At 41.1% G+C, this 13,454-nt stretch carries 10 protein-coding genes; 8 read left to right on the plus strand and 2 right to left on the minus strand.

Annotated features, from left to right (window positions below; all coding sequences use genetic code 11):
- Positions 1–67 precede the first annotated feature (67 nt).
- From pelA to ACIQXP_RS10475, 8 genes are all read left to right on the plus strand, one after another.
- On the plus strand, positions 68–1,090 hold the full coding sequence (pelA, locus tag ACIQXP_RS10440; protein ID WP_293743824.1) for a pectate lyase: 1,023 nt from the start codon (positions 68–70) through the stop codon (positions 1,088–1,090).
- Between the two features lie 75 nt (positions 1,091–1,165).
- Entirely contained in the window at positions 1,166–2,677 is a 1,512-nt protein-coding gene (locus ACIQXP_RS10445) for a tagaturonate reductase (protein ID WP_293743826.1), read from the plus strand.
- A 1-nt stretch (position 2,678) separates the two neighbouring features.
- On the plus strand, positions 2,679–4,325 hold the full coding sequence (locus ACIQXP_RS10450; RefSeq protein WP_387505421.1) for a UxaA family hydrolase: 1,647 nt from the start codon (positions 2,679–2,681) through the stop codon (positions 4,323–4,325).
- 463 nt (positions 4,326–4,788) lie between these two features.
- Entirely contained in the window at positions 4,789–6,189 is a 1,401-nt protein-coding gene (uxaC, locus tag ACIQXP_RS10455; RefSeq protein ID WP_387505420.1) for a glucuronate isomerase, read from the plus strand.
- Between the two features lie 113 nt (positions 6,190–6,302).
- On the plus strand, positions 6,303–7,352 hold the full coding sequence (locus tag ACIQXP_RS10460) for a sugar kinase (RefSeq protein WP_293743830.1): 1,050 nt from the start codon (positions 6,303–6,305) through the stop codon (positions 7,350–7,352).
- Positions 7,349–8,011, plus strand: coding sequence for a bifunctional 4-hydroxy-2-oxoglutarate aldolase/2-dehydro-3-deoxy-phosphogluconate aldolase (locus ACIQXP_RS10465; protein WP_387505419.1), 663 nt, complete (start codon positions 7,349–7,351; stop codon positions 8,009–8,011). Before ACIQXP_RS10460 ends, ACIQXP_RS10465 begins: the two co-directional genes overlap by 4 nt.
- 28 nt (positions 8,012–8,039) lie before the next feature.
- Positions 8,040–9,485: an MFS transporter gene (locus ACIQXP_RS10470; protein ID WP_090981014.1), complete on the plus strand. Its 1,446-nt coding sequence runs from the start codon at positions 8,040–8,042 to the stop codon at positions 9,483–9,485.
- A gap of 120 nt (positions 9,486–9,605) precedes the next feature.
- Positions 9,606–11,231, plus strand: a complete 1,626-nt coding sequence (locus ACIQXP_RS10475; RefSeq protein ID WP_387505418.1) for an NADP-dependent glyceraldehyde-3-phosphate dehydrogenase — start codon at positions 9,606–9,608, stop codon at positions 11,229–11,231.
- A gap of 374 nt (positions 11,232–11,605) precedes the next feature.
- On the opposite strand, the gene ACIQXP_RS10480 is transcribed toward ACIQXP_RS10475, so the two are convergent.
- Together ACIQXP_RS10480 and ACIQXP_RS10485 are read right to left on the minus strand one after the other, a co-directional pair.
- Entirely contained in the window at positions 11,606–12,346 is a 741-nt protein-coding gene (locus tag ACIQXP_RS10480; RefSeq protein ID WP_391527765.1) for a rhamnogalacturonan acetylesterase, read from the minus strand.
- Between the two features lie 4 nt (positions 12,347–12,350).
- Complete coding sequence (locus ACIQXP_RS10485) at positions 12,351–13,373, minus strand: pectinesterase family protein (protein ID WP_387505416.1); 1,023 nt, start codon at positions 13,371–13,373, stop codon at positions 12,351–12,353.
- Positions 13,374–13,454: the final 81 nt, after the last annotated feature.

Below are 13,454 nucleotides of genomic sequence, written 5' to 3' on the forward strand. Positions count from 1 at the left end.
ACCATGGCGTAAAATAGAATTAGTGATCTGTGATGACACAGACCACGGAACAAACAGAATGATGAAAATGAGAATATTGTTAAGCCTAATCTGCAGCACTTTATTATTGTCGTGTTATGCGCAACAATCTGTTGATTCTACAGCAGATAAAATGCTGGTTTATCAATTAGGCAATGGTGGCTGGCCAAAGCAACTGGAAGATAAAAGTGTAGTTAACTACGACGCGGCTTTAACGCCAGCCTTGTTGGACAAAATAAAGGCAACTAAAGATTTACATGCCACTTTCGATAATAAAGCTACCAGTAGAGAAGTTGTTTACCTGGTTAAGGCATATAAAAAAACGCAGAACAAAGCTTATTTAGCTGCTGCTGAAAAAGGCCTTGATTATATTTTATCGGCACAGTATGCCAATGGTGGCTGGCCACAATATTATCCTGATCAATCTTCTTACCGATCGGAGATTACTTACAACGATGATGCAATGATCAATGTGCTGAACATATTACAGGATATTGCCACGCAAACAAACGATTTCGATGTGGTAAACCCAGCCTACATGAAAAAAGCAGGAAAAGCAATTGCGAATGGTATTGATTGTATTTTAAAAACGCAGGTGAAACAAAATGGCGTGTTAAGCATTTGGGCTGCACAGTATGATAAAGATTCGATGTTGCCCGCAAAAGCCAGGGCTTTTGAGCCGGCCTCACTGAGTACCAGCGAATCTGTAGGGATTGTGCGCTTTTTAATGCGGATCAAAAATCCTTCGGTTGCAGAAAAAAAAGCCATTACCGCAGCAGTAAAATGGTTCGATACCTATAAAATTGTAGGGTTCCGTTTTGATAGGCCGAAAAATCCTAAAGCCAATGTCAAAGCTGCGGCCTTGATCGAAGATTCAACGGCAATTGCCTGGGCGCGCTTTTACGACCTTGATAAAAATACCCCGATTTTTGGTGATCGCGACAATGCCATTAAAACAAAATTAGAAGAATTAAGCCTTGAAAGGCGCAATGGGTATGCCTGGTATGGCAACTGGGCGCAGAAATTAATTGAAAAAGAGTACCCGAAGTGGTTAACCACAAATGGTAAATAAAGATAAGTATACTCTTGGAAAGGAAATATAATTCACCTTGTGCCTTGTTGCCCTGGTGGTCAAATAACATTAGCAATGATTTTAAACAAAGAAAATTTAAAGAACATTAACGGCGAAAAGGTTACAAAACCTACACCCGAAATTTTAGCATTACCAGAGCGGGTAATCCAGTTTGGTACCGGGGTTTTACTACGTGGTTTACCTGATTATTTTATTGATAAAGCCAATCAGAAAGGAATTTTCAACGGTCGTGTACTTGTTGTTAAATCTACAGCAAAAGGTGGTGCTGATGCCTTTTCGAAACAGGATAATTTATATACACTTTGTGTAAAAGGCATTGAGGATGGGGTTAATGTTGAAGAAAATTCGATAAATGCTTCAATAAGCCGGGTTTTAGCAGCTTCGCAAGATTGGACAGAAATTTTAAAAGCTGCCCACCAGCCCGACATGCAGGTCGTAATTTCTAATACCACAGAAGTAGGCATTGTAAAAAGCGAAGATAAAATCACCGATCATCCCCCACAATCTTACCCGGGCAAACTGCTTGCCTTTTTGCACGAACGCTATAAAGCCTTTAACGGGTCAGTAGAAAGCGGAATGGTGATCGTGCCAACAGAACTCATTAGTGATAATGCCGACAAACTGAAAGAAATTTTGCTTGATCTGGCTATCCGCAATAAATTAGGCTGGGATTTTGAAAACTGGTTAAAAACAGCCAATCATTTTTGCAAAACCTTAGTTGATAGAATTGTGCCAGGAAAACTTCCGGAAGCAGCGCAAAAAGCCGTTGAAAATGAACTGGGTTATGAAGATGAACTGATGATTATGGCCGAACCTTTCCGGCTTTGGGCGATCGAATCATCAAGCGAAAAAGTGAAAGAAGTATTATCTTTTGCAAAAGCAGATAAAGGTATCTTTATTGTTCCTTCCATTGATAAATTTAAAGAACTTAAACTCCGTTTGCTTAATGGTACACATACCATTAGCTGCGGGTTGGCTATTTTAGCGGGCTTCGATACCGTAAAAGAGGCCATGGCAAATAAAGATTTCTCGGCCAATGTATTAAAACTGATGAAAGATGAAATCGCGCCTGTGGTGGTGAATGAGGATATTACATACAGCGAAGCAATTGCCTTTGCGGAAAGTGTAATCGACCGTTTTAGCAATCCATCTTTAGCACACCAGTGGCAGGCCATTACGCTAAATTTTACCTCAAAAATGCAAATGCGTAATATGCCGCTCATCAGGAGATATTATGCTTTAAAAAATGAAGTGCCTCAGCTTACTGCTTTAGGTGTAGCTGCCTACATCCTTTTCATGAATGTGGATAAACAGGGTGACACTTACACAGCAAGCGTAAACGGAAAAACCTACCCCATACAGGATGAATTTGCAGAAATTTTATATGAATACTGGAAAAACCCAGAAACCGTTGTAGATAATACCCTAGGCGACAGGCGCCTGTGGGATAAAAACCTTAATAATTATCCAGGCTTTAACGCAGCCGTAAAATCGTACGTTGATTTATTACAGAACAAAGGTGCAAAAGAAACTTTAAGTAACTTGCATTCAGAAACAGCAATTTAAAATGGTTACTAGAATTTTAAAAATCCATCCTAACGATAATGTATTGGTTGCTTTGCAAAACCTGGCAAAAGGCGAAACCATTATTCACGATGGGCAGGAATATATTTTACAGGATGACATTCCGGCCAAGCATAAATTTTTTATGCAGGATATGAATCCAGGCGATCACATCATGATGTATGGCGTATTGGTGGGAAAAGCACAGCACTTTATCCTTAAAGGTGGTTTAATGGATACCGAAAATACCAAACATGCGTCTGATCCTTTCGAATTTCGTCCGTACCATTACGAATGGCAGGCACCTGACGTGGCTAAGTTTGAAGGCAGAACCTTTAATGGTTACATGCGTAGCGATGGCAGGGTAGGTACTGCAAATTATTGGCTGTTCATACCGACCGTTTTCTGCGAAAACCGCAATCTGGATGTCATCCGCGAAGCCTTACACAACGAGCTGGGCTATGCAGTAACAGATAAATACAAATCATACGCGCATCAACTGGTTGAAGCCTATAAAAATGGTGAAGTTTTAGGTGAAGCCGATCCGGAATCTATTGGTATGGCTAATCCATCTGCCAACCGGGTGTTTAAAAACGTTGATGGCATTAAATTCTTGAATCACCAGGGCGGTTGTGGTGGTACGCGTCAGGATGCTGCTGTGCTAAGTAAGTTACTGGCTGCATATGCCGATCATCCTAATGTGGCTGGTGTAACGGTATTGAGTTTAGGCTGCCAGAATCTTCAGGTGCACGATTTTATGGAAGATTTGAAGCATCGTAACCCTAATTTCGATAAACCTTTGTTTGTTTTTGAACAACAACAATCGCAGAGCGAGGAACAGCTGATTAAAGAAGCCATCCGTAAAACCTTTATCGGTTTAACCGAGATCAATAAAATCAAGCGTCAGCCAGCGCCCTTAAGTAAACTGGTGCTGGGTGTAAAATGCGGCGGTAGTGATGGTTTTAGCGGGATTAGTGCCAACCCTGCTGTGGGCTATACCTCCGATTTGTTGGTGGCTTTAGGAGGTACAGTGCTACTTGCTGAATTCCCTGAGCTTTGTGGCGCTGAACAACAGTTGATTGATCGCACTAAATATGAAACGGCAGCACGTAAGTTTATCCAGTTAATGACGGCTTACAACCAGGCTGCGGAAAATGTAGGTTCTGGATTTTTTATGAATCCATCACCGGGCAATATTAAAGATGGTCTAATCACTGATGCCATTAAAAGTACCGGAGCAGCCAAAAAGGGCGGGACTTCACCGGTAGAAGATGTGTTGGATTATACCGAGCCTGCAACTAAGCCCGGATTAAATTTAGTTTGCACACCTGGAAACGACGTGGAAGCCACTACAGGAAAGGCTGCATCAGGTGCAACCTTAATCTTGTTCACCACCGGTTTAGGAACGCCAACAGGCAATCCGGTTTGTCCGACCATCAAGGTATCGACTAATAATGCTTTAACGAAGCGAATGAGTGATATCATTGATATCAACTGTGGTCCTGTAATTGAAGGCGAAAAAACGATCGAACAAATGGGCGAAGATATCTTGGAATATTGCATTAAAGCGGCTAGCGGTGAAGTAATTCCTAAAGCGGTGTTGCTTAATCAGGATGATTTTATCCCATGGAAAAGGGGGGTTAGTTTGTAGTCGGAAGTCGGAAGACCGAGGTCGGAGGTTTGCGTGGCTATCCTTGCAATCGCCTTTAGCTTGCAGTTGCCGCGGTCTGTGTCCCGTTGCCGTAGTCTGTGTCCCCACAGACCACCAATAGATAAAATGTAAATTGAGTCCCGGTCTGTGAGGACACAGACCGGGGTTAAAAAAATAAATACATAAGTATTTTAATTGTCGTGGCCTGTGTCGCGTCGCCGTGGTTTGTGTCCCCACAGACCACAAAATGAATAGGGTTCCGGTCTGTGGGGACACAGACCGGGATAAAACGATAATAATATGAATACAATATACGATTTACCGGGGACTGCGTTACCTCAGACCACCAACAGCTAAAATACAAATTGAGTTCCGGTCTGTGAGGACATAGTCGGAACCTAAATAGAACATGAATAGATAAGTGTTTTGATCATCTCAAATCTACTGTCTCAAATAACATAGAATGAAACCTTTTTTAGACGAAAATTTTCTTTTGCAAAGCAAAACTGCTGAAAAGCTTTATCACCATTTTGCAAAATCACTACCCATTATCGATTACCATAACCACCTGATACCGGAGCAGATTGCCAATAATACGCAATTTGCCAACATCAGCCAGGTTTGGCTTGCCGGCGATCATTACAAATGGAGGGCCATGCGTGCTAATGGAGTGAATGAAAAATACATTACTGGTGTAGGATCTGATTACGAGAAATTTGAAAAATGGGCCGAAACCGTTCCGTATACCTTACGCAATCCGTTATACCACTGGACACATTTGGAACTTCAACGTTATTTTGGTATAAACGACCTGCTTTCGGGCAAAACGGCCCGGAAAATTTATGATGAATGCGCTGCTAAACTGCAAACGCCTGAATATTCAGTACGTGGTTTGTTAGCCAAAATGAATGTAGAGGTCGTTTGTACTACCGACGATCCTTTAGATAGCCTGAACTTTCATCAACAACTGGCAAGAGAAGGCGCTAACCTTAAAATGTTGCCAGCTTTCCGTCCGGATAAGGCCATGAACAGTGATGATATTGAAGGCTTAAATGAATATATCGACAAACTGGAAACGGTTGCCGATAAAAGCATTAGCAGTTTACAGGATTATATTGATGCTTTAAAAGGCCGCCATGATTACTTTGCAGCAAATGGTTGCTCAGTTTCCGATCATGGTTTAGAGCAGATTTATGCTGAAGACTACACCGAAGCTGAAATTGCATTAATCTTTAATAAAATCCGCAGTAAACAAACTATTTCCTATCAGGAAAACCTGAAATTCAAATCGGCTATGCTGGTTTATTTTGCAGAATGGGATCATGAAAAGGGCTGGGTACAACAATATCACCTTGGTGCTTTGCGTAACAACAATGCCCGAATGTTAAGACAATTGGGACCTGATACCGGTTGGGACTCAATCGGCGATTTTAGCCAGGCCCGTATGCTATCGAAATTTCTAAATCGCCTGGATAACCAGGATAAACTGGCTAAAACCATTATCTATAACCTTAATCCGGCAGATAATGAGTTGATTGCCACCATGATTGGTAACTTTAACGATGGTTCTGTAGCCGGTAAAGTGCAGTTTGGTTCAGCATGGTGGTTTTTAGACCAAAAAGATGGGATGATCAAACAGTTAAATGCCTTATCAAACATGGGGCTTTTAAGCCGCCTGGTAGGGATGCTTACCGATTCGCGTAGTTTCCTTTCCTTCCCCCGTCACGAATATTTCAGGAGAATTGTTTGCAACCTGTTCGGAGAAGATATGGAGAATGGCGAATTGCCTAATGATTTGGAATGGGTGGGCAAGATTGTGCAGGATATTTCGTATTTTAACGCAAAAAATTACTTTAAATTTTAACCAAAATCAGGCTTTAGAAGGGTATTTTATTGGAATCAGATCATTTCAATCGTTTTCCTTTCATTTTCATTCGGTTGCCGAAAACAGGATGAAATACGCCGATCAGATATAAAATGAGTACCCAGATATTCGCTTCATCAGCAAAAGGAAAAAAAGTTTTAAGCTTTGGTGAAATACTTTTACGCATCTGTCCGGATATGGATGGAGCATGGTTAAAAGAAAATAAATTACCGTTTTACGTGGGTGGCGCCGAACTCAATGTGGCCACTGCCTTAGCCTTATGGAACGTACCTTCGGCCTACCTTTCGGCGGTGCCTGATAATTCGGTTACCCGCGAAATCGTGGAATACCTTAATGTACGCAATATTGATACCACACCTATGGTTTACCATGGAGAACGCTTAGGATTGTACTATTTGCCTAAAGGGAAAGACCTTAAAAATGCCGGGGTAATTTACGACCGGGCCAATTCGGCCTATGCCGGTTTAAAAGTTGGACAGATCAACTGGGACGAAGTTTTTGAAGATGTTGCCTGGTTCCATTTCAGTGCCATTTGCCCTGCCATTAACCAAAATATTGCTGACGTTTGTTTGGAAGCCTTAAAAGTAGCAAGTGCAAAAAATATTACCATTTCACTTGATTTAAACTATCGGGCAAAGCTTTGGAAATATGGAAAGGAACCGATTGATATTTTGCCTGAGCTGGCTCAATATTGCACACTGATTATGGGGAATGTTTGGGCCGCCAATAAAATGCTGGCCACTGCGCTTCACGAAGATTTAAAAGTGGCAGAGGGTTATGCAAAGGAAACGTTACTGCAACAGGCAACTGATACTTCTAAAGAAATATTAAGTTTGTTTCCGGCGTGTAAAGCGGTTGCCAATACTTTCAGGTTCGATCATGGAAAGGGAATACGATATTATACCGCCATTTTTACAGATAACGAACTAACGGTTTCTGAAGAATACGTTTCTGATGAAATTTTGGATAAGGTGGGCAGTGGAGATTGTTTTATGGCTGGCCTGATTTATGGCTTTTACAACCAGTTACCGGCGCAAGAAACCATAAGTTTTGCCACAGCAGCGGCATACGATAAATTGTACATTCCAAGCGATGCTACAACCAGTACTGTAACTGATATAGAAAAAAGAATAATAAGATGATTAGCAACAAGCACAAAATTTTAGATGCCATTTTAGAGCAGGGCATGTTACCGCTTTTTTATCAGGATAGCGAATCAGGCAGCATAGAAATATTACGCACCTTGTATAAAGCCGGTGTTCGTGTTTTCGAATACACCAATCGTGGTAAATCGGCATTGTCAAACTTTAAAAAGTTAAAAGAAATCCGTGATGCAGAAATGCCCGATCTTTATTTAGGTATCGGAACCATTAAAACGCCTGCTGATGCCAATGCTTTTATCGAAGCTGGGACTGATTTTATTGTGGCACCGATTGTAAATCCGGCAGTTGCCGAAATTGCAAACAAAATCGGAATGCTTTGGGTACCGGGGTGTATGACCCCGACAGAAATCAGTGTGGCACAGGAACACAAAGCTATGCTGATTAAAATTTTCCCGGCAAATATTTTGGGTCCTGAATTTATTTCATCAATTAAAGATCTTTTTGCCGGACAACTGTTTATGCCAACAGGTGGGGTAGAAATAAATGCTGATAACCTAAAAACCTGGTTTAAAGCTAGTGTTTGTGCCGTTGGCATGGGAAGCAAACTAATCAGTAAAGATGTAATGAGCAAAGGGCTTTACGATGAGCTTTTCGACAATACCCAGCTGGCACTTGAACTTATCAAGCAAAGTAAATAACCCCAACCCCTAACCACACAAAAACGAAATGAGCCAACCAAAAATCAGCAATTACAGATGGACTATATGTGCACTGTTATTTGTTGCAACTACCATTAACTATTTAGATCGACAGGTACTCTCGCTTACATGGAAAGACTATTTTGTTCCCGAATTTCATTGGACAGATAGTGACTACGGAACCATTACGGCATTATTTTCCCTTTTTTATGCCGGATCGATGTTGGTGGCAGGACGGTTTGTTGATTGGATGGATACCAAAAAAGGTTTTCTTTGGGCAATTGGAATTTGGTCTGTGGGTGCCTGTATTCATGCTTTTTGCGGTATTGCTACTTCGGGAATCATTACCGGTTCGTGGGTGATGAGCTTTGCAGGTGCAAAAGAGGCATTATCTACTGTTGGCAATACTACATTAATTCTATCAACCAGTCTTTCGCTATTTATTTTTGCCCGTTTTGTACTGGCCCTTGGTGAGGCCGGAAACTTTCCGGCAGCCATTAAAGCTACAGCCGAATATTTTCCTAAAAAAGACCGCGCATTTGCCACCAGTATTTTTAATGCGGGTGCAACAGTTGGTGCCTTGGCCGCCCCGGTTACGATTCCCTACATTGCCGATGCTTATGGCTGGGAAATGTCGTTTATTATCATCGGTGCCTTAGGTTTTATCTGGATGCTTTTCTGGATTTTACTTTATGGCAAACCTGAAAACCACTCAAGGGTAAGTAAGGCAGAGCTGGCTTATATTCAACAGGATATTGTAGCACACGATCAGGTTAGCGAAACGGTTACCGCAGCATCACCTGTAAAAAAACTATCTTTTGTTGATTGCCTTAAATTTAAACAAACCTGGGCCTTTGCTTTTGGTAAATTTATGACCGATGGTGTTTGGTGGTTTTATCTGTTTTGGTCGCCCGCATACCTTAAAGATATTTATAAAATGAGCGGTACCGAAAGTGCTTTTCCCCTATTTATACTCTACGTAATTACCTTGTTATCCATTATCGGAGGCTGGTTGCCATCCTATTTTATCGATAAGAAAAACATGAACCCTTACGATGGAAGGATGAAATCAATGTTAATTTTCGCCTTTTTCCCATTATTGGCATTGTTGGCCCAGCCTTTAGGTCTTTACAGCTACTGGCTGCCGGTAATTATCATCGGTATTGCAGGTGCTGCACACCAGGCATGGTCGGCCAACATATTTACCACAGTGAGCGATATGTTTCCTCGCCAGGCCATTGCAACCGTAACCGGAATTGGTGGTATGGCCGGAGGTGTAGGATCTTTTTTCATTAACAAAGGTTCAGGAGTACTGTTTACCTACGCCGGCGATACACAGATGGCTTTTATGGGGTTTCAAGGTAAAGAAGCTGGTTATTTTATCGTTTTCTCTTTCTGTGCGGTAGCTTACCTCATCGGCTGGACGGTAATGAAAGCCCTTGTTCCAAAATATAAGGTAATAGAAGTTAAATAATTCAACCCTAAAAGATTTAGGCAATATAATTGTGCTTAAATCTTTGATATCTTTTTTAAAGTGCTAATCTATACTTAAACTATAGACTTAACATTAATTTAACCTAATCGCAAACCCAAATTGAGTACATTGCTAAACCTCGAAAGTATTTTCGTTGAAGAGAGCCAGATTCCAGATGAATTTAGGCTCAAGAAAGAAATCAATCAAAAGGAGTTTCTTTCTAATGGAGAAATGAAGCCATGGAATGGACCATGTAATGAAGTGTTTTCTCCTGTATGCGTAAAAACCCCTGAGGGTTTAAAACGAAAACGCATTGGTAGTTTTCCTGTTTGTACGGAGAAAGAGTCGGCCGAAGCATTAGATGCAGCCGTAGCAGCCTATGATAATGGTCGCGGACAGTGGCCAACCATGAGTGTTGCCGATCGCATTAGCTGTGTAGAAAACTTTACACAAAAGATGATTGAGCAAAAGGAAATTGTTGCCAAACTGATTATGTGGGAGATTGGAAAATCTTATGCCGATTCGGTTAAAGAATTTGACCGTACGGTGGAGTATATTTACGCCACTATTGATGCGTTGAAAGATATCGACAGGCAGTCGTCACGTTTTGAAATAGAGCAGGGAATTGTGGCCCAGGTGCGCCGTTCTCCCCTCGGTGTTGTACTTTGCATGGGGCCATTCAACTATCCTTTAAATGAGACTTTTACCACGCTTATCCCGGCTTTGATTATGGGCAATACCCTTTTATTCAAACCACCTAAGCACGGTACCCTGTTACACTATCCTTTGTTAGAGGCTTTCCGTTCTAGTTTTCCTAAAGGTGTAGTGAATACCATTTATGGCCGCGGCAATACCATCGTTCCAGGTTTGATGAAATCTGGTAAAATCAATGTGCTTACCTTAATTGGTTCAAGTAAGGTTGCTAATGAACTGAAAAAATTACATCCTAAGGTAAACCGTTTGAGGGCGATTTTAGGCTTGGATGCCAAAAATGCGGCCATCATCACTAAAGACGCCGATCTTGATCTGGCAGTTTCCGAAACGGTACTGGGTTCGCTTTCTTTTAACGGACAACGGTGTACCGCCATTAAAATCGTTTACGTGCACCGCAGTTTGGCGCAGGAATTCTTGAAGCGCTTATCTGCCGAAGTAGAAAAACTAAAATTTGGCATGCCTTGGGAAAAAGGCGTAAACCTTACGCCATTGCCTGAACTGAATAAGCCCGAATATTTAAAGGAATGTATTGATGATGCTGTTTCGCATGGCGCTAAAGTAATCAATACAAATGGTGGACAAACCTTGGAAACCTTTGTTTATCCGGCCATTGTTTATCCTGTAAATGGTAATATGAAACTTTATCGCGAAGAACAGTTTGGCCCGATTGTTCCGGTGGTACCATTTGATGACCTGGAAGAGCCTATTGAGTATTTAATTGATTCGCCACATGGTCAGCAGGTCAGTATTTTTAGCAATAATGCGGCGGTGATTTCTTCGTTGATTGATCCTTTGGTTAATCAGGTAAGCCGTGTAAATATCAATTGCCAGTGCCAGCGCGGACCGGATGTTTTTCCTTTTACAGGCCGTAAAGACAGTGCTGAAGGTACACTTTCCGTAGTGGATGCATTGCGTTCATTCTCGATCCGTTCTTTGGTGGCAACCAAATTTACAGATGATAATAAAAAGTTATTGAACGAAATTGTTAAAGGAGATGATTCAAACTTTTTAAGCACGAAGTATATTTTCTAGTGGCTAGTTAACTAACATAGATCGTCATTGCGAGGAGGAACAACGAAGCAATCTTAATGCGTAAGCCAATAGCGATCGTTGTAAGATTACTTCGTCGGCTGAAAAAGCCTCCTCGCAATGACGATTTTTCAATTTTGTAGTCTCAACTGTCATTCTGAAGAATCCCCAAACGATGAAAGGCAGAATCCAGATCAACTTATTTTTAAGAAGATATTATTCTCGGCATACTCGATCGTTAAAAAAAGATCCTTCACTGGCGTTCAGGATGACAAATAATGAAATTATACGCCTAACGCTGTGTACTCAGTGAATTTCTCGGTGCACTCAGTGGTAAAAAAGATCCTTCACTAGCGTTCAGGATGACAAAGTATATTTTATTTCAAACTCTTCGCTATACTCAACCTTAACTCCTTAATCCCTTTCACAACCAAACCAGCTACCTGCTTGGCCCCTTCAGGACTTAAATGCGTATCGTCTTTTTTGCCCTTTGGATAATTTACATTTCCCGAATCAACATAGTTGAATAATTTGATAGAGGGTTTATCTCCCAGGCGGGTTAATAAACTTTCGGTTTTTGCCAGCATATCAATTAGGGGCACCTGAAGTGAATCGGCCACCTGACGGGTTATGCGCGGATAATCGCCATGTGAATCCACTAGCACACCGTTTTTGAAGCTTCTGCGGGAGATTGGCGTGAGTAAAACCGGAAAGGCACTTTTGTTTCTCGTTTCTTTAATATAGTTAATCAGATTTATTTTAAAATCGGTCAGCGAAACACCAACCGCCGGCTTATCCACTTTCTCATCGTTATGTCCAAACTCGATGAACACATAATCACCTGGATTTAACTGTGCCAATACCGGATCCCAATGTTTTTCGGCCCTGAACGATTTGGTACTCCTGCCGTTTAATGCCCGGTTATCAACCGTAACATCGTTTTTAAAATAAGATTGTAGTGCCATTCCCCAGCCTGTTTCAGGATAGGCCTTTTCTTCTTTATTGGCTGCGGTAGAATCACCAATGATGTATAGCTTTGTTTTCTTTTGCATGAAAGCAAAGGAGCATAAAATGAATAAGGCTCCAACTGCAAAAAACTTAAGGCAATTTGTTCTCATTTTATTAATTTTTGATTGGATTCCATTGATCTGCTCCGCCCAGTATATTTTTTAATGTATATTTTCCTGCCTCTTGATCGGTGAGCTGTCTTGTCCAAGACAATCTCGTATTAGGTGATGCTCCGGCACCTTCACTTTTATATTCCGCATAAAAAACCGTTAATTCTTTGTCTGGAAACATCTTATCGCCTTTCCACGGGTTCCAGCCTTCGGGCAAAATATGTTTACCCAAATCACATTTAATGAATACTGTTTTTGCATAAGGCCGCCATGGTCTGCCGAGATAGGCTTTTGTTACCATTGAATCTGCAATGAGCTTACAATTTAAAAAAACAAATCCGAATTTTTGCTGTGCAGAAGTTGAAGCGGCGGTTATATAGGAGTTACTTAAACTTTTGATTGTACAGTCATTAAAAACAACGGTTGCCTTGCCAAATATGAAATCAGTAGTGCCTTCTACATAACAGTTTTGGTAATACTGGCGGCTATTTTCAATTGCTGCATAAAGCGTATCCTGATTGCCCAGAAACCTGCAGTTTATTGCTACAAAACGATCGCCTTCTACATGCAAAGCAACAGCCTGTCCAACGCTTCCGGATGAATTGGTAATGGTTAAATTTTCAAGGTGGATATCATTCCCCTGGACCAATACGGTAAAAGAAGTATATGTGCTAAAGTTAAGATTGCCAAATTGGTCTTTGCCAGTCCGATTTGGCTTCCCCGAATAATCATTGTTGGTAATGATGGTGTTTTCGGCACTTTCGCCAACTAAAGCAATTTTGGTTTTCCATGATGGGATAATCAACTTTTCTTTATAAATTCCCTTTTTCACATAAATCTTAACTTCTTTCTCCCCTAAATCCCTTATCGAATTTACGGCTTCCTGTATGGTTTTATAATTTGCACTTCCATCCTGAGCAACGGTTATGGTTGATGGATATTTGGGATCCTGAGCATAAACGCTTGAACAAACGCTGATGTATAGAAAAACAACAGTAGCGATGTAGATTAATGTTGATTTCGTCATTTGATTGGAAAATTCTTAACGCTAAATTTCAAAAAAAGAGGCTGTATCATAAATAAATTGTCATCCTGAGCTTGTCGAAGG

Origin of the sequence: Pedobacter suwonensis, assembly GCF_044762335.1 — a bacterium.
Classification (GTDB): Bacteria; Bacteroidota; Bacteroidia; order Sphingobacteriales; family Sphingobacteriaceae; genus Pedobacter.